Source organism: Candidatus Pantoea persica, from assembly GCF_013753875.1.
Lineage (GTDB): Bacteria > Pseudomonadota > Gammaproteobacteria > Enterobacterales > Enterobacteriaceae > Pantoea > Pantoea persica.
The window spans coordinates 25,792-48,813 of the sequence record NZ_SMDS01000021.1; the positions used below are offsets into that span (position 1 = coordinate 25,792).

Sequence of the window (23,022 nt, forward strand, 5' to 3'; positions counted from 1 at the left end):
TTTAAATGCGGAAATGATTCAGCATAAGAATTACTCATCGCGGGGCGCGGTGATAAGAGATTTTTTACCAAAAATTCAGCAGGTTAAACAAAGATTATGTTGCGTAAATGCACAATGGCAGTGCCGGGCAGGGAGCGAGGCGAAAATCGCCAAACTTTATAAATTACTGATTTAAAACGATTATTATGCAGGGCGACGATAAAGGATTTTTGCCAACGCGTACCTTTTCAGCCGATTCTGTAAAAGTAATGTTACATTTTTGTGTTTTTGGCCTGCTTTCGCAGGCATAACGGACAGCGCCTGGCAGGCGCCACGTTTAGCTACGGAACCAGCGGCGCCAGATAAAGCGGATAACAAAAAACTCTACCGCGCCCAACAGCAGAAACCAGACGCAAAAATAAGAGCTGGTTGATGTCCTGCAGGTGCAGGTGCTGAGTCAGGCTGCGCGCCACGGTCAGCCCGAAAGTAGGTTCCGCAGTGATCGGCGCGGCTATGTCTCCGGGAATAGCCTGCCAGGTTCAACTCCTGAGACGCCCGACCGCAGGGCAAAGTGATCCGTAAGGCAGTGAAGAAAAGGCTTTACTACCACCGGCTTTACGGTAAAACATAGCGGAAGTTAAAATTTATAGCATTTTCTATAATTAAATTACTGATTTTAATGACTTTTTAACAGGCTGGATGCGTGCTAGACTGCGCGCACTTTTACCAGACTGAACAAAAAGCAGGTTAAAAGGTGCGTTTCATCCGCTATTTGACCTGACTATGACCGTTATGACTTTTATCGCAACCCTGATCCTTGCTTTCGGCATGTCGATGGACGCCTTCGCCGCTGCGCTTAGCAAAGGCGCGGCGCTGCACCGGCCCGGCTTCCGGGAAGCGCTGCGCACCGGCCTGATTTTCGGAGCAACTGAAGCGCTGACGCCGCTGATCGGCTGGGCTGCCGGGCTGGCCGCCAGCCGCTATGTCATGGCCTGGGACCACTGGGTCGCGTTTACGCTGCTCGCTTTTCTCGGCGGCCGCATGATGATGCAGGGTCTGCGCCAGACGGCGACGGCGGGGCCGTGCGAAGCGCCGCAAAGCTACGGCTTTCTCGTGCTGGCGATGACCGCAGTGGCAACCAGCATCGACGCGCTGGCGGTGGGCGTGGGCCTCGCCTTTCTTCAGGTCAATATCGTCGCCACCGCGCTGACCATCGGCATGGCCACAACGGTAATGGCGACCACCGGCGTGCTGGTGGGGCGTCTGGTGGGTCCGGTGCTGGGCAAGTGGGCGGAAGTACTTGGCGGCTTGGTGCTGATCGCTATCGGCTCGACCATTCTTCTTCAGCATCTCCATCCCTTTGCCTGATGAGCACGTCGTCTCAGGCAAATTAATGCGGTTTTTGTGATATACCTCAAAATTCATTACCTGCAAAATGGGCAGAAGTTATACTTTCGCTGCATTTCTTCAACTAATTTTGAAACGGGTATCTCATGAAACGCTTTGTTAAATATGTCTTCCGCGCTTATGTCAAAACCTTTAAATATGCCTACCGGGTGCCATGTATTGATCTTCCCTGCGACGTCGCGCCTTAGTCCTTCTCTACGCCGTCGCACGCTGGTCACCGCGGCCAGAGACCGCGCCGTGATGACCACTGCCATACGCTTTTCTTACCACCTTTTCCCCTGATATCCCCTCTGTACAGCCTGTTTACGCTTTTACCATTAGCGCCGCCTTGCGCTATAGCCGCAGGTTATACCCGACAACTAAACAAGCATTCGTCGCGCCATTATTGGCGTGAAATAGTGCGCTTCAGCCCCTCAACCCTGTCTGAAAGAGAGCGTATTATGCTGATTCCTTACCCCTATCTGCTGTTTCTCGGCGACGTCACCGATCCGCTGGCGGCGAAAACCGCGCGCGGCATCCAGGTGTGGCTGCCTGAACAGTGCGTCGGCGAGATTCGCCTGCCCGACTGCACCGTCTCCCTGGGCCTGGAAGAGCTGGATATTGCCACGGCGAAGGCGCGCGGCGCAAAAACGCTGTACTCGGCACCGCCAACGCGGGCGGCTATCTGCCGCAGCACTGGCTTGAGAGCGTGACCGCGGCGATCAACGCGGGCATGAACGTGGCCAGCGGCCTGCATCATCGCCTGGCGGACGAGCCGGCGCTGGCAGAGGCGCACGGCGTCGCGCTGTTCGATATTCGCCATATGCGGCCGACGCTCAGCGTGGGCAGCGGCAAAAAACGCAGCGGCAAGCGCGTGCTCACCGTCGGCACAGACTGTTCCGTCGGCAAAATGTACACCTCGCTGGCGCTGGAAGCCGCCATGCGTGAGCATGGCATGAAGGCGGACTTTCGCGCCACCGGGCAGACCGGCATTCTGGTCGCCGGCGCGGGCATCGCCATCAACGCGGTGGTCGCCGATTCCATCGCCGGCGCGGCGGAGGCGCTCTCGCCGGCTGCGCCATCTGCCGCACCAGCTGATGGTCGGCCTGGCCGACTGCGTCGAAGCTAACCTGCGCGCGGCGATGGTCACCAGCGACAACCCACAGCTGGCGGGCTTCGCCATCAATACCTTCAACTTCAGCGAAGCGGAAGCGCGCGACTACTGCGCGCAGCTCAGCGACACCTTCGGCGTGCCCGCGACGGATCCGGTGCGCTTCGGTATTGAGGCGATTGCCGCGCTGCTGAAAGAGCGAGGCTGATATGCGCCGCATGCTGACAGAAGTGCTGACGCTGCCGCGGCCCTTCGCCATTGCGCGCGGCACCCGCACCGCTGCTCAAAATCAAGCTCGACCGCGAAGCGATCGTCGACAAGGTGGCCGCTATTCGCCGCGCGGCGCCCGACGCTACGCTGATCGTCGACGCCAACGAGGCGTGGAGCGGGCTGGCGCTGCCGCCGCTGTTCGCGGCGCTGCTGCCCTACCGCGTCGTGATGCTCGAACAGCCGCTGCCGGCGGGCGAGGATGCCGCTCTGCAACACATCGCCCATCCGATTCCGCTCTGCACCGACGAAAGCTGCCACACGCGGCGCGATATCGCCGCGCTGCGCGATCGCTACGAGATGATCAACATCAAGCTCGACAAGTGCGGCGGCCTGACGGAGGCGCTGGCGATGGAGGTGGCGTTGCCGGTCGCGCTACAGGCGGAGCATGTCGATCTCGACGGCCCCATCTGGCTGGCGGCGGACAGCTCGCCCTTTCTCTTCTGTTCACAAGGCTGAATCTGGCTGTAAACGCAACGGAAGCCGCGATGACGCACACTTCTCTGCCTGACGCCGCTGGCGTTGCTGACCCGGACGGCGAGCCGGTGCTGGCGATAGAACACCTCAGCATCAGCTTTCGCGGGCGCAGCGGCGCGCATCAAGCGCTGCACGACGTCTCCTTCGCCATTCAGCCAGGCGAAATCGTGGCGGTGGTCGGCGAGAGCGGCTCGGGCAAATCGGTGACCTCGCTGGCGGTCATGGGCCTGCTGGGCGGCGCGATCTGCTTTCGCGACCGCGCCGGCACAACGCACGATCTCAGCCAACTCTGCGACGAGCGGCGGCGCAGGCTGTGCGGCCGCGAAATGGCGATGATTTTTCAGGAGCCAATGACCTCGCTCAATCCGGTGCTGCGCGTAGACGATCAGCTTACCGAATCGCTGCGCGACCATCAGCTCTGCTCCGGCGCCGAGGCGCAGGCCCGCGCCCGGTCGCTGCTGCGCCAGGTGCGCATCGCCGACGTCGATCGGGTCATGAAAAGCTATCCGCACGCGTTCTCCGGCGGCATGCGACAGCGCGTGATGATTGCGCAGGCGCTGGCGTGCGATCCGCAGCTGCTGATCGCGGACGAGCCGACCACCGCGCTCGACATGACGGTGCAGGCGCGCATTCTGCATATCCTGCGCGAGCTGCAGCACGAAAAGCGTATGGCGGTGCTGTTTATTCCCCATGACATGGGCGTGGTGGCGGAAGTCGCGGATCGCGTGGTGGTGATGTATCGCGGCAACGTGGTTGAGCAGGGGCCGGTGCAGGCGATTTTCGCCGCGCCGCAGCATGACTATACCTGCGCGCTGCTGGCGGCGGTGCCGAAGCCGGGCGATATATGCGACCAGCGCTGGCCCCAGCGCTTTCCGCTGCTGCGCGGCGATGTGATGGGCGACGCGCAGCATATCACCGTGCGCTGCAGCTGGTTGAGATATAGTGGCCGAACTGCAAGTAGAGCGGCTGATCCAGCCCCATTTCCGCGCGCACGTGCTCCACCACCGACTGCGGCGCGTTGTCGCCGACCGTCGCCAGCACCGGATCGGTCGGCATCACGCGCCCGATAAAAAAGGTCAGCACCGTCAGGCCGAACAGCGTCAGCAGCAGGCTGCCCAACGTACTGGCGCCACGTTTGAGCGCGCCCGTCATGCTTTTTTCACCTGCAGCTAGGGCCACTGCTCCAGCACGGTCATATGCACGTCAGTGAGGTTTTTCGCGTAGGCGGTGGTCTGGATCTGCTGCATCATAAAAATAAACGGGCTTTTCTTGCGGTGCAGCTGCTGGATTTTTTGATAAAGCGCGAGGCGCTGCGTCGGGTCGCTTTCGTGCAGCGCCTGCGCGGTGAGCTGGTTAAACTCTTCGTCTGACCAGCCGCAGCGCCATGCCAGGGTGTGGTTGCGCGCGCCGGCGCTGTTGTCGGTATTGACATAGAACGCCTCGGTGTTGGAGTTGGGATCGAAGTAGTCCGCTCCCCAGGAGGTGATCGCCAGCTGATGCTGACGCGCGTGCATCTTGGTCAGCACCTGCCGATTCTCCGAGGCGATCAGCGACACCTTAATGCCGATGGTGCTGAGCTGGGTCTGAATCGCCTGCGCGATATCGGGATAGGGCTGCATCGAGTAGTGTTCGAGGGTGATATCGAAAGCCGTCCGGGTAGCCCGCGCCTTCGCTAGCAGCGCCTTAGCTTTGGCCACGTCGCGGTGAAACGGGGCGTCGTCCAGCGCCGCCGGGAAGCCAGAGGGCAAAAAGCTTTGGTGAACGTTGTAGGTCAGCGACAGGATATTTTTCTGAATGCTGTCGTAGTCGATGGCCCACTTCAGCGCCTGCCACACCTGCGGCTTTTGCAGCGTCTCATGCGTGGTATTGCAGGACATCAGCATAATGGCCGACAGCGGCTACTTCACCAGCGTCACGTCGCTACTTTCGATACGACGCTGCCGACCGTGGCGGAGAGGCAGTAGAGCAGGAACGACTCAGAGGCGGGCGCGCCCAACGTCATCTCCAGCGTATGGGCATTTTTCGCCTTAATCCTGTCGGTGACGTTCTCTTTGGTGAAGCCGAACTGGTTGATGATAAACGCCGGGCTTTTATCGAGCTTAACGGTGCGCTCAAGGGAAAAGGCCGCGTCCTCCGCGGTGACCGGCGTGCCGTCGGCAAAGGTCGCCGCCGGATCGAGATAAAAGGTGAAAACGGTATTGTCAGCGTTGGCCTGCCAGCTGGTTGCCAGCATGCCGATCACTTTATCCGCCTGCTGCGGATCGGGCTGCACCAGCTTCTGATAGAGGTTGCCGCAGATCTGGCTGCCGGTCGCCTAAAAGCTCTCATGGGGATCGAGACTGGTGATATTGTCGAACTGCATCTCCATCACCAGCATACTCGGCGGCGTGGCGGCGGAGGCAACGTTCAGGCTGAGGTAAGATAAAAAGGGCACGGCGCTGCATCCTGCGACAAAGCTTCTTTTGGTGATCATATCAGATCCAACCAATTGATAGTTAATATAAAATTCATAATCTGCGCGTTTTTGTCTTGACATGTGTCGGGGCCGGGAGGATTAATAAACGCTTCCCGGTTGCACAAAACCGCTGTGCTCTACTTTAAGTGCGCCAGCGCCGTTCGCGGGCCGCTTTTGTGCGATCTCCTTTACAGACGGATGGAAAAGATGTCGGAAAATCACCAGGCGGCATGGCCCGCAGTCCTGGAATTTGATGGTCATAACGATTTGCTGTGCCGACTGTGGCAGCATCACCGCGCCGATGCGGTTAACGCGTTTTTGCAGGGCACAGCGTCGGGTCAGCTCGATTTTCCGCGTCTGCGCCAGGGTAAGATGGCTGGCGGCATTTTCGCCGTCTGGGGGCCTTCACATCCCACCGTCGCCGCGACGATGATGGAAGACGCTGCAAGAAACTCGCCAAACCCCCCTTGATTTTCCTCAGGAAATCATTAGCGCGACGCCACCTTTTCCATGCTGGCGCTGCTGTTGCGCATCGAGCAGGCGTCGCAGGGAAAAATCAAAATTTGCCGCAGCATGCGCGATATTCGCGCCTGTATGGCGAGCGATACGCTGGCAGTGGTGATGCATATCGAAGGGGCGGAGGCGCTGGACGGTGACGGCGAGCTGCTCGATCTGTTTTACGCCAGCGGCCTGCGCAGCCTCGGGCCGCTGTGGAGCCGACCGAATCAGTGCGGCGACGGCGTGCCGTTTCGCTATCCCTCGTCGCCCGATCTCGGCAACGGGCTGACCGAGGCGGGCAAGCAGCTGGTGCGCGACTGCAATCGCCGCCGCATTCTGGTTGATCTCTCCCATATGGATGAGAAAGGCTTCTGGCATACCGCCGCCATCAGTGACGCGTCGCTGGTAGCGAGCCATTCGAATGCCCACACGCTTAGCGTCCAGTCGAGCAACCTCACCGATCGCCAGCTGGCGGCGATTGCCGAAACGCGCGGCTTCGTCGGCTTCAACTTCGCCGTGCCTTTCCTGCGTGAAGACGGCAGGCGCGACGCGCCGACCTCGCTTGATCAGATTTTCCGCCATGTCGAGTATCTTCTCGACAAAGCAGGAGAAGATGGTGTCGGTTTCGGCTCCGATCTCGACGGCGCCACCATGCCGGACGACTTCCGCTACTGACGGCGGCGCTGGCGGCGCGCGGCTACGCGCCCGCGCTGCTGCATAAACTCTGCTACGGCAGCTGGTTGCGCGTGCTGGAAGCGACCTGGGGCGAATAGCGATGCGTCTGCGCCATATCGAAGTCTTTCAGGCCATTGACCACTGTCTGCAGGCGATCAATCAGCTGCGGCGCACGCCTTCGGCCAGATGGTGATGGCGCTCGCGCTGGTGCGCTACCGGCAGCAGGCGGCGGCGGTCAACGTCGAGCTGGTGACCGAACATTTCTTGCCCCTGTGCCGCAGCATTCTCGACGACCAGCTCGACTTCGCGCTGGTGTTCGGCCAGCAGGTCGATGCGGATCTGCTGGCGGAGCCGCTGTTTCACTTTTCGATGGTGGCGCTGCTGCCGCCTCACCTGGCGCGACAGGAGCCGGTGTCGCTGGCGTGGCTCTGCGCCAACAACCTGCTGCTGATGCAGGCTGAGGAGCCGCTCGGCCGCGTGCTGCATCGCGCGCCGTAAGACAAGCGGCTCTATCCGGCGGTCTCGCTCTCGATCAAAACCTATTCCGTGATTGCCGACATGGTGCTGGCGGGCGGCGGCGTCGACGTGGTCGATCTCTTTACCGCCTGCCGCTACGCCGATCAGCTCAAGCTGCTGCCGGTGACGCAGCCGCTGCCGTTCGAGGTGATGCTGATCAGCCAGCGCGACCGGCCGCAGTCCGCAGTCCACGTTACACCTGAGATCGCCACGCGCACAGCCTGCTGCGCCAGGCGTGGCGTGACTGGCGCAACGGCCGGCTTGAGCGCCACCGTTCGCCCGCGTCGCTGTCGCGCGTCGACTACGCCAAGGCGGGTCTCTAGCGCGCGTTTAAAACCATGCGCGTGATGATGCACGACCGCATCGAACATCGCCTGCCCTATATCACGGCGCCCACCCTGCTGCTGCGCGGCCCGCGCGACGCAGTTTCGCCCGCGCGCTGGGTCGAGGAGCTGGGCACACTGCTGCCGCGCAGCAAGGTGCTGACGCTGCGCAGCGGCACTACGTCTATCCGTGGAGTTTTTGCCACGCCATCCGCCCCTTTGTGGCGCGTATTCAGCAGGAAAATCGGGATGAGTAAACCGCCGAAGGGCATTGCCCGCTTTGACTCTGCCGCCACCATGCTGATGGCGCTGGCCCATGCCCTGCATGACAAACCCTTCGACAGCCCGAGCCAGTCGCCAATGCTGGATCGCCTGCTGCCGTCGTTGAACCGGCTGCCGACCCGGCTGAAAGAGTGGGGCTACGCCATCGGCGGCATGGCGGAAGGGATCACTGAGGCACAGGCGGGCGATCTGGACATGGAGGGGATTGCGGAATGGATGGTGGGCGAATATCCGGAGCGCGACTATCCCGCCGCCTTTATCGGTTCCACCAACGGCGCGCTCACCCATCTCACTGCGGCCATGGGCTTGCCCTGGCTGCCGCAGACCTTTCTCTGCCCGGTGCGCTCGCCGCATAACGATCCTGACGACGCGCAGGCGGGCTTCGAGCAGGACAAAGCGGTGGCGCCGGCGCTGCTGGCGGCCTAGCCGCGTCTGGCGGTGCACCACATGCAGGATCCTAGTCAGGACCGGCTGATGCTCGACCAAATGAGCTACTTTCGCCTGAAGCTGCACGCTGCCGATGGCATTCAATGAGTTCCTGATGCGTAGCCTGCCGGGCACCGGCACGCTGTTCGTCAGCCACTGTACGCGACAGTGGCCGGTAACGCGCACCAGCGATCGCTCGTTCTTTAGTTCGGCGCGCTGGGCGGGGCGACGGAAAAAGAGTATTTGCAGGGCGGCGGCCGCGTGGCGGAGCTGCTGGCGCGCTACGGCATCGAGCGCAGCCGCTGGAACGCGCCCGCGCCCACCGACAGCGTGCCGGAAGCGGAGTGGGGGCTGGACGAGTACATTAAAGCGCCGCTGAAAAAGATGGCGGACGCACAGGGCTGGCGGCTGCTAGAGATTCGCTATGAGGATCCGGAGGCGCTGAGCTTTATGGTGGCGGAAATTTATCGCGACTGGTATCTGGCGGCGGGCGTACACGCCACGCGCCTGACGGTGGACAGCTTTCTGCTGATGGATCCCTAGTGGACGCTGCGCCAGCACGCGATTCCGTTCTGAATACTGTTTAACACCGAACCGTCCGCGGCCACGCTGGCGCGCTTCCTAGATCGCCAGCCGCGCTACCGTGATATCGACATGATGCTGTTTTCGCACGGCACGGAGAGTATCGGCATGGCACCGATTGCACGCTGGGAGAGCCTGCTGGCGCGCGCCCACCCATGAAGGCGCCTTCGTCGGCGTCGCCACCGAGCGCTACCCGCAGGATTTCGCCACCTTTGCCCGCTTCGACGCCGTGCTGCGCGAGCGGGCACCGCTTTTCGCTCCGACGCCGCCGCTGAGCGTCGAGAAGGTGATCGCCGGCATTGAGCGCTACGGCGCGCGCCACGGTGTCAATCTGCACACGCTCTGAGGCAAAAAAACCGGGCGCTTTGAGCCCGGCTGTGCGTTTACGCGCCTGCAGCGCCTAGCTTACGCGCCGTCAGTAATCGGCTTGCGCACCAGCACCAGATAGGCGAGCGCGCCCACTACGGCGATGCCGGCGCAGATCATCAGCGCCAGGCTGAACGACTTCGTGGTATCCAGCACCCAGCCCGTGATCACCGGCGCAAACGAGGCGAAGACAAAGCTGGCGAAGTTCTGAATGCTGCCGACCGAGGCGGTCATGCGCGCCGTGACGTTGGTGTGGATCAGCCCCCAGCAGGAGGTGCCGGCAAAGTAGATGCAGAACAGCGCCATGACGATCAGCGTCACCGCGCTGGTGGTATCGGTCGCGCGCGTGACGAAAGCGGTAAAGGCGGCCGACAGCAGCATGCCGGAGGTAATGCAAACCTTGCAGAGATGTTTCCTAATTGTACTGGCGGATAGAGCGCGCCATTGATGATTTGGCGGTAGCGAGATGGGTGTGCAGCGCCAGCAGCGCATCCACATCTTAGCGGCCGATCAGCGCCGAAAGCAGCGCCATATGCTCTTCCAGCGCCACGAGTTGCGCTGCTTGAGATCGCGCTCATCCCACTGATAGTACGAGTGAAAATCACCGATACAATCTCCAGCGAGTGGTTGAAGAAGGGGTTGTTGGCGACAGAGAGGATCAGCGAATGCAGCTCCTTGTACAGCGCGGCGAACTGGCGATGGTATCGCGCAGCGCGCGGTGGCGGTCCAGCAGATCGTAGCGCATAAAGCGCAGCAGAAATTCGCGCACCACCAGCGTGCTGACCTTCATCCGCTGCGACAGCTGCAGCTAGCTGAAGGCGTCGCCCGGCAGCAGCTAGCGCTGGTTGATCATCTCGAAAAACGCCTGCTCAAACTGGCTGGCCTGCTGCTCGATCGGCGAGGTCAGCTCGCTGAAGCCATCCTCTTCCTGCGGCTCGCGCACAATTACATAGGTGTCCGCCACTTTCTCCAGAATGCCGCGCTGATGCAGGTATTGCAGCGTATGGCGCACCGTGGTGCGGCTGATATTGAACATCTCCGCCAACGCCGCCTGGGCGGGCAGCGGCGAACGGATATGGCGCTGGGCGATCCCCTCCAGCATCTGGTTAATCACGTTCTGGCGCAGATTCAGGTTTCGGCTCACGGCGGTCGCTCTTTGGTTTTTTATTTACTAAAAACCATTGAGAGCCAAAAAAATCGCTACGCCTCACAGATCGCGCCGGCAAAACGGCTCGCACGCGGGCAATTCGCCATAACTGCGTCAGGACAACCGGAGAATCACTATGACGACAATGAAAACCTTGGTCATCGCAGAACCGAAAAAATGGTCTGGGCGACGCGCGACAAGCCCGCGCCGGCCGCGGGCGTGGAAAACGTTGCGCCGGGCCAGCGCGTGGCGCTGATCTCCTGTCTCTCCTGCCTGCGCTGTGATACCTGCCAGAGCGGCAAAACCAACTGCTGCGAAAACATTTCGGTAATTTGCTGCGTGCATCAGGATGGCGGCTTCTGCGAATTTCTCGCCGTGCCGACCAGGAACCTGCTGCGGGTTTATGAGGTGGCGCCGGACGCCGTGGCGCTGATTGAGCCGTTCGCCATCAACGCGCATGTGGTGCACCGCGCAAACGTTAGCGCCGACGAGCATGTGCTGGTGGTGGATGCCGGGCCGATTGGCCTCGGCGTGGCGGCGATTGCCGCGGCGGCGGGGGCGAAGGTCGCGGTGGCGGACACCAGTGAATTCCGCCGCGCGCACCTGCGCCGCATCGACGCCCAGCGCCACGCGCTGAGCGGGCAGGCCGCGAAAGGGATCGTTGCGCGACGCCAGCGCGCTCAGCTTACGCACCGTCTGCCCGCGCGCGATGCCCTCGGTGAGGGCGCGCAGCGGACCTTCCGCCAGCTGAAACGCCTCGGGCTGGCAGAGCCAGGCGATCGCCAGCGTGTCGTGCAGCGCCATGCCTTCAAAGCCCTCTTTCTTGCAGGCTGTAGGCGAGATAGGGCCGCACGATGGCGTTCAGCACCGGTTGCCCAAACTGGCGCACCTCTTCGCCGCTGATAAACACCTTATGCGTGACGTCGAGCGGCATCACGACCACCTTCAGCGCCGAGCTGAGCACCTGATCGGCGGCATGCGGATCTTTCCAGATATTGAACTCGGCGAAGGGCGTGACGTTGCGGCTGTGGCCGTCGGTGCGGAACGCGCCGCCCATGATCACCAGCTCTTTGACCAGCGGAATAATATTGGGCGCCTGATTGATGGCGCTGGCGATATTGGTCAGCGGGCCAATCGCCACCAGCGTGATGGTGTGCGGCTGCGCGCGCACGCTGTCGATAATAAAAGAGACGGCGTCCGGCGCCGTCTCGTCGTAGGCATTGGCGAAAGCGTCGCCCAGCCCATCCTCGCCGCGCAGCTTCACCGGGTCGCTCGGCGCCAGCGCCAGCGGACGCTAACATCTGTGATAGATCGGCGCATCGATCTGCATCTTCTCGCAAAACAGGCGCGCGTTTTTCACCACCTGGCCCACCGCCATGTTGCCGAACATCGTGGTAATGCCCAGCAGGCGCTGTGCACGCGCCGCATAGGCCAGCGTAAACGCGTCGTCTACGCCGATATCGGTGTCGAAAATCAGAGTGCGCATAGAGGCTCCTTAAAGCACGCCCCGGAGAAAGGCAGCGTGGATGTAATCGGTACGTTTTGAATAGAAATTGACCAGAAAAGCCGATCTCTTTAGACTAACAGAAGCCATAATGGGCGACTAACTTGAACAACCAAAAGAGGTTTTATGCAAAAGTTGAACCTGTGCGATGCAAAAACGAACGTCTCTAAGCTGGTTGCGAATGTCGCGGCGACGGTCGAGGAATACATTATCGCCCGCAACGGTCAGCCCATGGCGAAGCTGGTTCCTCTGACCCCAGCGGAGAAATCGCCGCGTATTGGCTTTATGCAAGGAAAGGGCGAAAGCAGCGTGCCAGACAACTTTAACGCGCTGCACGCCGACCAGATTGAAGATCTGTTCTACGGAAATCGCAAACGTGACGGCGAAGAAAAATAACGCTTCCTCTCTGCTGGCGGGCAGATATTTAATTGATACGCATGCGCTTATCTGGATAGCCTGGCAGCCTGAAAAACTCAATAAAGAGACAATCGCGATTCTGGCCGACCACAATAACCGGCTTTACTACTCGCCCGCGTCGATACAGAAAATTGCGATCAAGGCAGATTCAGGTAAGCCCGATTTTTGTTTTGACCCTGCCGAACTCACGCAAGGGTTAACAGCGGCGGGCTATATTGAACTGGCCATTACAGCTCGTCATGCCTACGCCATCCGACATTAAGACTTTTTTGACCGCCTGCTGGTATCGCAGGCCCGCGCAGAAAGCCTTTTTCTAATCACCAACGACGAGAAAATTATTCAGACCTGCTCTGACTACATAAAAATTATTAAATGTTGCTGAAAAAGATGTTCTTTTTCCTTAAGGCACTTTACGCGGCCATCTGCTGACACGCTTCTTTTCCACCGCCTGCTGCTCGCCTGAGCCGCTTGTCACTTCCTTCCCAGCATCGTATTATCAACGCCTTAAGGTGATGACGTGCCACCTTTTCCAACCGCCAGCTGGCGATCCCAGCGGCTGATGACGCCTGACATTAACCCTAATCCTCTCGCAGGCGTTACTGGTGTGTCAGGCTCTTTTCCCTCCACCACGACCCTGCGCGATCGCTGACTACAGGAGTCCATTCATGTTGAAGTCACTGTTCGCCGTGGTGCTGGGCGGCGCCGCAGGCTGTACGCTGCGCTGGCTGATTTCGCTGCGCTTTAACACACTGTTTCCCTCGCTGCTGCCGGTCACGCTGCTGGTGAACCTGGCGGGCGGCTTTCTTATCGGCACGGCGCTCGCCTGGTTTATCAAATATCCCCAGCTCGATCCCGCCTGGAAGCTGCTGATCGTCACTGGCTTGTGCGGCGGACTAACGACCTTCTCAGCAGAAATTCTCATGTTGCTACAATCAGATAAGTATTTGTGGGCGATGGCGAGCGTGCTGGTGCACGTCACCGGATCGCTGCTGATGACCTTTGCTGGCTTCGCGCTGGTGAATCTGATCGGCTGAGCGCAAATATCGCGTCGCAGACGCCTGCCGCGGCTGCGACAACCGATGATTCCTGACAATTAAGGAGGACGTTCATGACTCAACCTGCATTCCTTAACCTGGTGCTGTTAAGTGGCAAACCCGAAGAGAAGCTACAGGCGGCGCGCGACGCGGGATTCGATCAGGTGGAAATCTGGCGTGAAGACGTCGAGGCGTGCGAAGGCGGCGCGGCGCGGCTGGCGCAGCAGGGGCCGGGCTTCACTAACCTGCAGGTGCTGCGCGATTTCACCGGTGCGCCCGGCGCGCTGCGGCAGCAAAAACGCGACGAGCTGCGCCAGTTTATCGCGATGGCGCAGGCGCTGGACTGCGACACCATTCAGGCGCCCGCCACCACGCGCGCGGATGCGGTGGCGGCGCAAATCGACGAGGATCTCTGCTGGCTGGCGACGGAGGTAGGGCGCTTCGATATGCGCATCATGTATGAACCGATGGCCTGGTGCAGCGTCGATAATACGCTGCCGCTAGCATGGGAGCGGCTGAAGCGGCTGGATCAGCCCAATATCGGGCTGGTGGTGGATCTGTTTCATATCTGCGCTCTGGGCGGCGACGCCTCGCAACTCGACAACATTCCCGCCGAGCGCATTTATGAAGTGCAGCTGTGCGATATGGCGGCTCAGCCGTCGCCGCGGGACAAAGAGGCGATCATGGTTATTGCTAAACATCAGCGCCAGCTGCCCGGCGCGGGCATTATCGACGTTGGCAGCTTTATCGATAAGCTGAAGAGCGCCGGCTATCAGGGACCGGTGGGAATCGAGGTGTTTAACGACGACCTGAAGCGCCTGCCGCCGCGCGAGGCGGCGCAGCAGGCGTATGCGGCGCTACGGCGTTTCTGGCCCTAATCCTGAAGACACTGCGCGATAAAGGCGGCGGCGCGCATCGCGCCCTGTGCGGAAATGGTGTGCTCCGTCCGGGGTTCAAGCTGTAGCTCAAGGGGCACGCCGGCAGCTTTCAGGCGCTGCGCGGCGGATTCGCTTTCGTGCCACGGGATCACCGGGTCGGCGTGACCGTGGATAAGCAGCACGGGCGTCTGAACCAGAGGCGACAGCGGCTCGTCAAACGCCAGCCGGCCAGAGAACGCCACCACGCCTGCTAGCGGGAAGCGTCCTGACGCCAGCGCATCGAGCGCCATAATCGATCCCTGCGAAAAGCCGACCAGCAGCACCTTGTCCCACCGGTCGCGCAGCGCATGCTGCGCGAGTATCGCCACCAACGTGGCGTCGAAGGCGGCGCGCGCGGCGCGCACCCGCCCCGGCCGGTTTTCTGGCGTTACGCCATCAAGGCTAAACCACTCAAAACCTGCGCCGTGTGGAAAAGCGAAGGGCGCATCGGGCGCGGCGAAGATAACGTCGGGCAACAGCGGCGCCCAGTTACGGCCCAGCGCCGCTAAATTCTCGCCGTTACTGCCGACGCCATGCAGAAAAATCACTAACGCTTTTGCCATCCGCTGCTCCTTAAAAAAAACTGCTCACTGATATACGTGCCTGTTGGCATCATCCCGCAGGAATTGAGCGCCAGAATGGAATCGAGGCCCTGTTTGCCGTGCCCGACATTCACCGCCTCGCGCACGCCGCGGAAAGCGACAGCATGCCCTACAGCGCGAGGTTGAGCAACGGATAGTCGTGCGGGCGGCGCGGATGGCGCGGCAACAGGCGATGCCGCCGCCCGGCAGGCGGCGCGTGCGCTTCGCCGAGGCGGAGGTGCGCCGCGCGCGGCTGTCGGAGGCGATTTTTATCGCTTCACATTCGGTGCCATCGCCCTCTCGCTTTTCTCCCCTACAGTTCTGCATGTCTCTGCTTCACCTCGGTTCGCTGGCGGATGTCGATGCCGCTGAATGGGACGCGCTGCTGCCCGACGATCAGCCCTTTTTACGTCATGCCTTTCTGCTGACGCTGGAGGAGAGCGGCAGCGTGCGCGCCGAGAGCGGCTGGCAGCCGGACCATCTGCTGTGGCGCGAAAATGGCGCGCGGCGTTGCCCGGCTACCGCAAGCGCAACTCGTAGGGCGAATATGTCTTCGAGCACGCCTGGGCGGACGCCTGCCAGCGTGCCGGCATCCGCTACTATCAGAAGTGGCTGGGCGCCATTCCCTTTTCGCCGGTGACCGGCGCACGCGTGCTGGGCGAGCAGCCCGACTGGCTGATGCGGCTCGGCTGCCAGTATCACTGGCACAATCGCGGCTACCGCGACTTTCAGGATTTTCTCGACACCCTGATGTCGCGCAAGCGCAAGCAGCTGCGCAAAGAGCACGAGCTGGTGGTGCAGAGCTGCTTTGAATTTGTCTGGTATCGCGGCGACGAGCTGTGCGAGGATCAGTGGGATTTCGTCTATACCTGCTACGCCAATATCTATGCGGTGCGCGGCCAGCGCCCCTATTTGACGCGCGCCTTTTTCAGCCTGCTGGCAGCGCGGATGCCGTACAGCATTCTCGTGGCGATCGCCTTTTTGCAACAACAGCCGGCGGCGATGGCCTTTTGTCTAGTGGACGGCGAGACGCTCTACGGCTGCTACTGGGGCTGTCTGGCGGAGTTTGACCGCCTGCACTTTGAAACCTATTTCTATCAGGGCGTGGACTACGCCGCTATCGCCGCCGGTCTGACGCGCTTCGACGCCGGCGCGCAGGGCGAGCACAAGCTGGTGCGCGGCTTTGAGCCGCAGCTCACCACCTCATAGCACTATCTGGCGCATCCGGGGCAGCACGATGCGGTGGCCGATTTTCTGCAGCAGGAGCGGGAAGGGATGCGCACCTGGGCCGTTGAGGCGCGCGACGCCCTGCCGTATCGTCGCGGCGATCAGTGATCGCCGACGAAACCGCTGGTCTGGTGCCGCCACAGGCGCGCATAGAGGCCGCTGTGCTCCAGCAGCTCGCTATGGTTGCCTATTTCGACGATATGCCCCTTATCGAGTAACACCAGCCGATCAATTTTGGCAATGGTGGAGAGGCGGTGCGCAATCGCAATCACTGTTTTGCCCGCAATCAGCGTCTCCAGGCTCTCCTGAATCGCCCCCTCGACCTCGGAGTCGAGTGCCGAGGTCGCCTCGTCCATAATCAGGATCGGCGCATCTTTCAGCAGCACGCGGGTGATGGCGATGTGCTGGTGCTGGCTGCCGGAGAGCTTTACGCCGCGTTCGCTGACGTGCGTATCCAGTCCGGTTCGGCCTTCGGCGTCATACAGGCGCGGAATAAATTCATCGGCGCGCGCGGTGGATCGCCGCCTGTAGCTCCTCCTCCGTGGCATCGGGACGGCCATAGAGCAGGTTTTCGCGGATAGAGCGGTGCAGCAGCGAGGTATCCTGCGTAATCATGCCGCTCTGGTTGCGCAGACTCGCCTAGGTCACCTCAGCGATATTCTGATCGTCGATAACGATGAGGCCGCCGTTCAGGTCGTAGAGGCGCAGCAGCAGATTGACCAGCGTCGATTTCCCCGCGCCGGAGGGGCCGATCAGGGCGATTTTCTCGCCGGGCTTGATGGTAAGGTTAAGGCGGTTAATCACCTGATGGTCACCGCCGTAGTCGAAGCGGATATCCTCATAGCGGATCTGGCCGCGCGTCACCTGCAGCGTTTTCGCCTGCGGCGCATCCTGCACGTTGAGCGGCTGGGCGATGGTGTTGATGCCGTCCTGCACCGTGCCGATATTTTCAAAAATGCCGTTCACTACCCACATGATCCAGCCGGACATATTCACCAGCCGCACCACCAGGCCGGTCGCCAGCGCGATGGCGCCGACGCTGCTCAGCGACTGGCTCCACAGCCACAGCGCGAGGCCACAGGTAGAGACGATAAGCAGGCCGTTAAGCGTAGAGATCGTCATGTCCATGCTGGTGACCATGCGACTCAGACGATAGTTCTTGTCGGTCTGCTCCTGAATCGCGTCGCGCGCATAGCGTTTTTCTAAATCGTTATGGGCGAAAAGCTTGAGGGTGGCGATATTGGTGTAGCCATCCACGATGGTGCCACCTGTCCGTTTCCCGTTATCAGCATTGAGCGGCCTCACTGCTGCTCTCGCGGCAGGCACCGTCGGCGTGCGCCATGCGAGCGCGCCGCCGCTGAAGAGCCGCGCGCTTCTATGATAAAAAAGCGATATAATCAATGAAATGATCTAAAATGCGGTGCATGCGCAGCTGCGTTTCATAGCGTAGCACGCCATGAGTTCGGCCTGTCGGCGATCCAGCCTGGGTTGATCCTTTCCACCTTTAGCTGGGCCTATGTGATCGGTCAGATCCCCGGCGGCCTGCTGCTCGAGCGCTTCGGTGCGAAGAAAATCTATGGTATTACGCTGGCGCTCTGGTCGCTTTCCACTATTGCCATGGGCTTCGTCGGCCAAATGGCTGGCGGCATGACCGCCGCGCTGGTGCTGATGTTTACGCTGCGCTTCGCGCTGGGGCTGATAGAGGCGCCGGCCTTTCCTGCCAACGCGCGCGTGGTGATTATGTGGTTCCCCGGCGCCGAGTGCGGACGCGCTTCCGCGCTGTTCAGCACGGCGCAATACTTCGCCGTAGCGATTTTCGCCCCTTTCCGGCTGGCTGGTGTCGCGTTTCGGCTGGGAGTGGCCCTTCTTCGTGCTGGGCGGCATCGGCGTTAGCCGCATGCTCTGGTGCGCCTATCGCCTTTTTCGGCAAAGGCGTCGCGGCGGGCGCTGGCACCTGGAAGGTGATCAGCGACACCGCGCCGAAAGAGGCGCGTGGGCCTTGCAAGGCGGCATATTTAACGGCGTCAGCAATATCGCCGGCTTTGTCACGCCGCTGCTGTTCCTGTTCCTGTTCCTGTTCGTGGTGGGGCCAATCACGCGCGTCGGCGAAGCGCAGACGCCAGAGGCCGCGCGCGAAGAGCAAAAAGCGGCGCGCGGTATCAAAGCGGTATAAGGTTCCCGCCGGTCGGCGCGCACTGCGCCGACCTGTTACTTCCCCCCTGAAGAAAAATTGCGCACTTGCCGATACCTCTATCGGGAGCGATCCTTAGGAGAGATATCGTGATTAAGCAAATCACCGTTGACGAACTGCGGCCAGGGATGTTTATCCACAAGTTTGAGGTTTGCTGGTGACCGATCCGCGGCAGATCGCTATGTTACTCAATGAGGGGATCCAACAGATCTGGATCGATCTGAATAAATCGGTGCAGGCGCCGACCGCGCCGTCGCGTGCCCGAAAGCCGGTTCCGCGCACCCCTTTTTTCCAGGAGCTGGACCAGGCGCAGCAGATTTTCCAGCAGGGCAAGCCGCAGGTCATGGCGATGTTCAGCGAGGCGCGCCTCGGCTATAGTCTGAACCTGGCGGACACGCTTGACCTGGTGGACGATATCGCCGGCTCTATCCGCCGCGAGCCGACCGTGCTGCTGAGCGTGGCGCGGCTGAAAAACCATGACGACTACACTCGGCTGTACTCGATGGCGGTTTGCGGGTTGATGATCTTGCTGGGACGGCAGCTCGAGCTGGATGAGAAACAGGTGCGGCGCGTCGGCATGGGCGGCCTGCTGCACGACGTCGGCAAGGCGGCAGTGCCGCTGGAGATCCTCAACAAATCAGGCAAGCTCACTGACGAGGAGTTTTAGGTGATGCGCCAGCATCCGGTCATCGGCGCGCAGATGCTGATGGAGGCGGACGCCGATGACGATCTGCTGGATATCGCGTTGCATCACCATGAAAAGTACGACGGTAGCGGCTATCCGCACCGGCTGAGAGGCGAGGCGATCTCGCTCTAATCGCGCATGGCCGCGGTGTGCGACGTCTACGACGCGCTCATCTCGATGCGCGTCTACCGCAAGGGCTGGACGCCCGCCGAGGCGATGCACAATATGCTGAGCTGGCGCGGCCACTTCGACAGCCAGATTCTGCATATCTTTGCATCTATCCGGTGGGCTCGCTGGTGCGGCTGGCGTCCGGCCGCGTGGCGCTGGTGGTCAAGGCGGGCGAGCGCTCGCTGCTGAAGCCGGTAGTGCACGCCTTCTGGTCGCTGCACGCCCAGCGCGACGTCAAGCCGGAGCGCATCGATCTCGGCGACAGCTTCTGCACCGACAGCATCATTGGCGCAGAAGAGAGCCCGCTCTGGAAAAATGCTGATCTTAACCGCGTCTGGGCGCAGGAAAGCGTCTGAACGCCTTAGACGCTGGCGCGTAGCGCCGCCTCGCGCGGTTCCCCACCGCGACGCGAGACGGGCGCCAGGCCTTGTCGCCCAGGCTGTTGGCGTTGACCCGCCGCGATATGCGACAGCCGTTGAGCCGCATCCGCCAAGCGACAAAGCGCAAGCCGCACCGCGTTTATTCGCTGCAAACAGCGCGTACACCCTTCATCAGCCTATTTTTCAGGCGTTTTTATAACTTTTTTACGCGCGCGCCACGCAATTTAACCGCTTCTTTATGCCGACAGGCGCAGGCTACAGTCAAACCCTGAACTCTGGAGGTCGCGGTGAGCGTGGGCGCAATGCCTGCTGGCGATCCTGCTGTTTAACCTGCTTGGCCTCGCGCTGCTTATGGCGATTCTGCTGCTGCAGGACAGGCTGCCGCTCAATCCGCAGCAGCTGCCCGCGCTGAGCTGGCACCTGGCGCTCAATACGGCGGTCAGCTTCGTCACCAACACCAACTGGCAGTCCTACGGCGGCGAGAGCACGCTGAGCTACTTTAGCCAGATGGTGGGGCTGACGGTGCAGAACTTCGTCTCGGCCGCCACCGGTATCGCCGTTGCCTTAGCCTTGATCCGCGGCTTCGCCAGCCGCACCGCCGACGCTCTCGGCAACGCCTGGCGCGATCTGACGCGCATCATGCTCTATCTGCTGCTGCCGCTCAGTTTGCTGATGGCGCTGCTGTTTGTCAGCCAGGGCAGCATCCAGAATTTCCTGCCGTACCAGACGGTGATCACGCTGAAAGGGGCGCAGCAGACGCTGGCGATGGGGCCGGTGGCGTCGCAAGAGGCGATTAAAATGCTCGGCACCAACGGCGGCGGCTTCTTTAACACCAACTCGGCGCATCCGTTCGAAAATCCCAACGCGCTGACCAACTTTGTGCAGATGCTGGCGATTTTCCCCATCCCGGCGGCGCTCTGCTTCGCCTTCGGCCAGACTGTGCGCGATCGTCGTCAGGGCCAGATGCTGTTCTGGACCATGTCGCTGATGTTCGTCGCGGCGGTGGCGGCGGTAATGTGGGCGGAGACGCAGGGCAACCCGCATCTGCTCCCACTCGGCACCGACAGCGAACTCAATATGGGGAAGGCAAAGAGACGCGCTTCGGCATCCTTAACTCCAGCCTGTTCGCGGTGATTACCACCGCCGCGTCGTGCGGCGCGGTGAACGCGATGCACGACTCCTTTTTCGCGCTGGGCGGGTATGGTGCCGAAGTGGCTGATGCAGCTAGGCGAAGTGGTGTTCGGCGGCGTCGGCGCGGGGCTGGCATGCTGCTGTTTGTGGTGCTGGCGGTGTTTATCGCCGGCCTGATGATTGGCCGCTCGCCGGAGTATCTCGGCAAAAAGATCGAGGTGCGCGAGATGAAGCTCATCGCGCTGGCGATGATGAGCGAGGCGGGGCCGCGCGGGAATGGCGAATCCGGGCCTGCACGGCTTTAGCGAGGTGCTCTATGCCGTCTCCTCTGCTGCGAACAACAACGGCAGCGCCTTTACGGGTCTGAGCGCTAATATGCTGTTCTGGAACCTGCTGCTGGCGTTCTGCATGCTGGTTGGCTGCTTCGGCATCATCATTCCGGTGATGGCGCTGGCGGGCAGCATGGCGGTGAAAAAGGCGCAGCCGGCGGGCAACGGCCGCTGCCGACTTACGGCCCGCTGTTTGTCGCGCTGCTGCGCGTCGCGCTGAAAAAGCTCGATCCGCGCGTACAGTGGCGCAACCCGGTGATGTTCGTGGTCTGGCTCGGCAGCCTGCTGACCACGCTGCTGGCCATGGGCATGGCGGTCGGCTGGCTCGACGGCAGCGCGCGCTTTACCGGCGCCATCGCCCTCTGGCTCGGGTTCACCGTGCTGTTCGCCAACATCGCCGAGGCGCGCTACGGCGCGCAGTGGCAGCAGGTGCCGGCCGACAGTCTGCGCAAGGGCGACCTGGTGCTGGCGGGCGGCGCGTCAGTGGACGAGAGCGCCATCACCGGCGAATCGGCGCCGGTAATCCGTGAGTCGGGCGGCGATTTCGCCTCGGTAACCGGCGGCACGCGCATTCTCTCCGACTGGCTGGTGATCCAGTGCAGAGTTAATCCTGGCGAAACCTTCCTCGAGCGCATGATCGCTATGGTGGAAGGGGCGAAGCGGCGTAAAACCCCGAACGAGATTGCGCTGACCATTCTGCTGGTGTCGCTGACAATCGTGTTTCTGCTGGCTACCGCTACGCTGTGGCCCTCTACCGCCTGGGCCGGCACGGCGGTCAGCGTCACGGTGCTGGTGGCGCTGCTGGTCTGCTTGATCCCGACCACCATCGGCGGCCTGCTCTCCGCCATCTGCGTGGCGGGCATGAGCCGCATACTGGGCGCCAACGTTATCGCCACCAGCGGCCGCGCGGTAGAGGCGGCGGGGGACGTCGATGTGCTGATGCTCGACAAGACCGGCACCATTACGCTCGGCAACAGCCAGGCGACGCAGTTTCTGCCCGCGCCGGGCGTCAGCGAAGAGCAGCTGGCCGACGCGGTGCAGCTCGCCTCACTGGCGGATGAAACCCCGGAGGGCCGCAGCATCGTAGTGCTGGCGAAGCAGCGCTTCAACCTGCGCGAGCGTGACCTGAACAGCATGGGCGCGAGCTTTATTCCCTTCTCTGCGCAGACGCGCATAAGCGGCGTCAACGTGCAGAACCGCCTGATCCGCAAGGGCGCGGTGGACTCGGTGAAGCGCCATATCGAGGCCAACAGCGGCCGTTTCCCGACGGAGGTCAATGCACTGATGGAAGAGGTGGCGCGCGCAGGCGGCACGCCGCTGATGGTGGCGGAGGGCGCGAGGGTGCTCGGCGTGGTGGCGCTGAAGGATATCGTCAAAGGCGGCATCAAAGAGCGCTTCGCCGAGCTGCGTAAGATGGGCATTAAAACCATGATGATCACCGGCGACAACCCGCTGACCGCGGCGGCCATCGCCGCCGAAGCGGGGGTGGACGACTGTCTTTCGGAAGCGACACCGGAAGTGAAGCTGGCGCTGATCCGCCAGTATCAGGTGGAAGGGCGGCTGGTGGCGATGACCGGCGACGGCACCAACGACGCGCCGGCGCTGGCGCAGGCGGACAACATGGTGGATCTCGACTCCAACCCCACTAAGCAGATGCTGATGACGCACGGCTTGCTCACCACCTTCAGCATCGCCAACGACGTCGCCAAATATTTCGGCATTATCCTGGCGGCCTTAGCGGCGACTTGGCCTCAGCTCAACCAGCTCAACGTGATGCAGCTGCATTCGCCGTCGTCGGCCATTATCTCGGCGGTGATCTTTAACGCGCTGGTGATTGTGTTCCTGATCCCGCTGGCGCTGCGCGGCGTGAGAGCTATCGGCCGCTGAGCGCGGCGGTGCTGCTGCGTCGCAACCTGCTGGTGTATGGCGTGGGCGGGCTGCTGGTGCTGCTGGGTCTGGCGTAAGGAG

The 23,022-nt window shown here is 61.6% G+C and carries 17 protein-coding genes, 15 pseudogenes and 1 riboswitch; of the genes and pseudogenes, 22 read left to right on the top strand and 10 right to left on the bottom strand.

Features of this window, described 5'->3' with window-relative positions:
- Positions 1-316: 316 nt before the first annotated feature.
- Positions 317-494 (bottom strand): annotated as a pseudogene (locus EIO60_RS13650) (DUF1158 family protein).
- 277 nt (positions 495-771) lie between these two features.
- Between EIO60_RS13650 and mntP the strand changes: the two are divergent.
- The 4 genes and pseudogenes from mntP to EIO60_RS13670 all read left to right on the top strand — a co-directional run.
- Positions 772-1,347, top strand: a complete 576-nt coding sequence (mntP, locus tag EIO60_RS13655; RefSeq protein ID WP_258577115.1) for a manganese efflux pump MntP — start codon at positions 772-774, stop codon at positions 1,345-1,347.
- A gap of 479 nt (positions 1,348-1,826) precedes the next feature.
- Positions 1,827-2,684: pseudogene (locus EIO60_RS13660) on the top strand (N-acetyltransferase DgcN family protein).
- 65 nt (positions 2,685-2,749) lie between these two features.
- A pseudogene (locus tag EIO60_RS13665) lies at positions 2,750-3,202 on the top strand (enolase C-terminal domain-like protein); the annotation flags it as partial.
- Positions 3,203-3,231: 29 nt separating this feature from the next.
- Positions 3,232-4,101: pseudogene (locus tag EIO60_RS13670) on the top strand (ABC transporter ATP-binding protein); the annotation flags it as partial.
- Between the two features lie 52 nt (positions 4,102-4,153).
- On the opposite strand, the pseudogene EIO60_RS16245 reads toward EIO60_RS13670, so the two are convergent.
- The 4 genes and pseudogenes from EIO60_RS16245 to EIO60_RS16920 all read right to left on the bottom strand — a co-directional run.
- Positions 4,154-4,372 (bottom strand): annotated as a pseudogene (locus tag EIO60_RS16245) (ABC transporter permease); the annotation flags it as partial.
- A 17-nt stretch (positions 4,373-4,389) separates the two neighbouring features.
- A complete protein-coding gene (locus tag EIO60_RS16910) occupies positions 4,390-5,097 on the bottom strand; it encodes an ABC transporter substrate-binding protein (protein ID WP_258577116.1) in 708 nt (235 codons plus the stop codon).
- A gap of 35 nt (positions 5,098-5,132) precedes the next feature.
- Positions 5,133-5,492: an ABC transporter substrate-binding protein gene (locus EIO60_RS16915; protein WP_258577117.1), complete on the bottom strand. Its 360-nt coding sequence runs from the start codon at positions 5,490-5,492 to the stop codon at positions 5,133-5,135.
- Positions 5,493-5,534: 42 nt separating this feature from the next.
- Complete coding sequence (locus EIO60_RS16920; RefSeq protein ID WP_258577118.1) at positions 5,535-5,693, bottom strand: hypothetical protein; 159 nt, start codon at positions 5,691-5,693, stop codon at positions 5,535-5,537.
- A 189-nt stretch (positions 5,694-5,882) separates the two neighbouring features.
- Between EIO60_RS16920 and EIO60_RS17320 the strand changes: the two genes are divergently transcribed.
- The 6 genes and pseudogenes from EIO60_RS17320 (at position 5,883) to EIO60_RS13715 (ending at position 9,323) form a co-directional block, all read left to right on the top strand.
- Complete coding sequence (locus EIO60_RS17320) at positions 5,883-6,146, top strand: hypothetical protein (protein ID WP_508278754.1); 264 nt, start codon at positions 5,883-5,885, stop codon at positions 6,144-6,146.
- 39 nt (positions 6,147-6,185) lie between these two features.
- On the top strand, positions 6,186-6,848 hold the full coding sequence (locus EIO60_RS13695; RefSeq protein ID WP_508278755.1) for a dipeptidase: 663 nt from the start codon (positions 6,186-6,188) through the stop codon (positions 6,846-6,848).
- A 165-nt stretch (positions 6,849-7,013) separates the two neighbouring features.
- A pseudogene (locus EIO60_RS13700) lies at positions 7,014-7,569 on the top strand (substrate-binding domain-containing protein); the annotation flags it as partial.
- A gap of 133 nt (positions 7,570-7,702) precedes the next feature.
- Positions 7,703-8,395: an alpha/beta fold hydrolase gene (locus tag EIO60_RS13705; protein ID WP_258577119.1), complete on the top strand. Its 693-nt coding sequence runs from the start codon at positions 7,703-7,705 to the stop codon at positions 8,393-8,395.
- A 243-nt stretch (positions 8,396-8,638) separates the two neighbouring features.
- Complete coding sequence (locus EIO60_RS13710; RefSeq protein WP_258577120.1) at positions 8,639-8,938, top strand: hypothetical protein; 300 nt, start codon at positions 8,639-8,641, stop codon at positions 8,936-8,938.
- A gap of 157 nt (positions 8,939-9,095) precedes the next feature.
- Complete coding sequence (locus tag EIO60_RS13715) at positions 9,096-9,323, top strand: hypothetical protein (RefSeq protein ID WP_258577121.1); 228 nt, start codon at positions 9,096-9,098, stop codon at positions 9,321-9,323.
- 59 nt (positions 9,324-9,382) lie between these two features.
- On the opposite strand, the pseudogene EIO60_RS13720 reads toward EIO60_RS13715, so the two are convergent.
- Together EIO60_RS13720 and EIO60_RS13725 are read right to left on the bottom strand one after the other, a co-directional pair.
- Positions 9,383-9,745: pseudogene (locus tag EIO60_RS13720) on the bottom strand (MFS transporter); the annotation flags it as partial.
- Positions 9,746-9,758: 13 nt separating this feature from the next.
- Positions 9,759-10,487, bottom strand: a pseudogene (locus EIO60_RS13725) (FadR/GntR family transcriptional regulator).
- Positions 10,488-10,626: 139 nt separating this feature from the next.
- Between EIO60_RS13725 and EIO60_RS13730 the strand changes: the two are divergent.
- A pseudogene (locus EIO60_RS13730) lies at positions 10,627-11,096 on the top strand (alcohol dehydrogenase catalytic domain-containing protein); the annotation flags it as partial.
- On the opposite strand, the pseudogene EIO60_RS13735 reads toward EIO60_RS13730, so the two are convergent.
- Positions 11,076-11,976: pseudogene (locus EIO60_RS13735) on the bottom strand (nucleoside hydrolase); the annotation flags it as partial. The pseudogenes EIO60_RS13730 and EIO60_RS13735 sit on opposite strands and share 21 nt — an antisense overlap.
- Positions 11,977-12,129: 153 nt before the next feature.
- Between EIO60_RS13735 and EIO60_RS13740 the strand changes: the two are divergent.
- The 4 genes from EIO60_RS13740 (at position 12,130) to EIO60_RS13755 (ending at position 14,323) form a co-directional block, all read left to right on the top strand.
- Entirely contained in the window at positions 12,130-12,390 is a 261-nt protein-coding gene (locus EIO60_RS13740) for a type II toxin-antitoxin system Phd/YefM family antitoxin (protein ID WP_258577122.1), read from the top strand.
- The gene (locus tag EIO60_RS13745; RefSeq protein WP_258577123.1) at positions 12,371-12,673 is read left to right on the top strand and encodes a PIN domain-containing protein; all 303 of its coding nucleotides are present in this window, start codon (positions 12,371-12,373) and stop codon (positions 12,671-12,673) included. Before EIO60_RS13740 ends, EIO60_RS13745 begins: the two co-directional genes overlap by 20 nt.
- A gap of 237 nt (positions 12,674-12,910) precedes the next feature.
- Positions 12,911-12,987, top strand: a riboswitch (Fluoride riboswitch).
- Positions 12,988-13,076: 89 nt separating this feature from the next.
- Positions 13,077-13,445 carry a fluoride efflux transporter CrcB gene (gene crcB / locus EIO60_RS13750; RefSeq protein WP_258577124.1) on the top strand — a complete coding sequence of 123 codons (369 nt, stop codon included), beginning with the start codon at positions 13,077-13,079 and terminating at the stop codon, positions 13,443-13,445.
- A 74-nt stretch (positions 13,446-13,519) separates the two neighbouring features.
- The gene (locus EIO60_RS13755; RefSeq protein WP_258577125.1) at positions 13,520-14,323 is read left to right on the top strand and encodes a sugar phosphate isomerase/epimerase family protein; all 804 of its coding nucleotides are present in this window, start codon (positions 13,520-13,522) and stop codon (positions 14,321-14,323) included.
- Here EIO60_RS13755 and EIO60_RS13760 read toward each other — a convergent pair.
- Positions 14,320-14,925 carry an alpha/beta hydrolase gene (locus tag EIO60_RS13760; RefSeq protein WP_258577126.1) on the bottom strand — a complete coding sequence of 202 codons (606 nt, stop codon included), beginning with the start codon at positions 14,923-14,925 and terminating at the stop codon, positions 14,320-14,322. The two genes, EIO60_RS13755 and EIO60_RS13760, sit on opposite strands and share 4 nt — an antisense overlap.
- Before the next feature lie 343 nt (positions 14,926-15,268).
- Between EIO60_RS13760 and EIO60_RS13765 the strand changes: the two are divergent.
- Positions 15,269-16,278, top strand: a pseudogene (locus EIO60_RS13765) (GNAT family N-acetyltransferase).
- Here the strand turns inward: EIO60_RS13765 and EIO60_RS13770 are convergent.
- Positions 16,272-17,436, bottom strand: a pseudogene (locus EIO60_RS13770) (ABC transporter ATP-binding protein); the annotation flags it as partial. The pseudogenes EIO60_RS13765 and EIO60_RS13770 sit on opposite strands and share 7 nt — an antisense overlap.
- 177 nt (positions 17,437-17,613) lie before the next feature.
- Here EIO60_RS13770 and EIO60_RS13775 point away from each other — a divergent pair.
- From EIO60_RS13775 to kdpB, 6 genes and pseudogenes are all read left to right on the top strand, one after another.
- Positions 17,614-18,343: pseudogene (locus tag EIO60_RS13775) on the top strand (MFS transporter); the annotation flags it as partial.
- A 107-nt stretch (positions 18,344-18,450) separates the two neighbouring features.
- Positions 18,451-19,570, top strand: a pseudogene (locus tag EIO60_RS16255) (HD-GYP domain-containing protein).
- 375 nt (positions 19,571-19,945) lie between these two features.
- A complete protein-coding gene (kdpA, locus tag EIO60_RS13800; RefSeq protein WP_258577130.1) occupies positions 19,946-20,728 on the top strand; it encodes a potassium-transporting ATPase subunit KdpA in 783 nt (260 codons plus the stop codon).
- Positions 20,611-21,030, top strand: a complete 420-nt coding sequence (locus EIO60_RS13805) for a potassium-transporting ATPase subunit KdpA (RefSeq protein ID WP_258577131.1) — start codon at positions 20,611-20,613, stop codon at positions 21,028-21,030. Before kdpA ends, EIO60_RS13805 begins: the two co-directional genes overlap by 118 nt.
- On the top strand, positions 21,002-21,274 hold the full coding sequence (locus tag EIO60_RS13810) for a potassium-transporting ATPase subunit KdpA (protein ID WP_258577132.1): 273 nt from the start codon (positions 21,002-21,004) through the stop codon (positions 21,272-21,274). Before EIO60_RS13805 ends, EIO60_RS13810 begins: the two co-directional genes overlap by 29 nt.
- 38 nt (positions 21,275-21,312) lie before the next feature.
- Positions 21,313-23,018: pseudogene (gene kdpB / locus EIO60_RS13815) on the top strand (potassium-transporting ATPase subunit KdpB).
- Positions 23,019-23,022 lie beyond the last annotated feature (4 nt).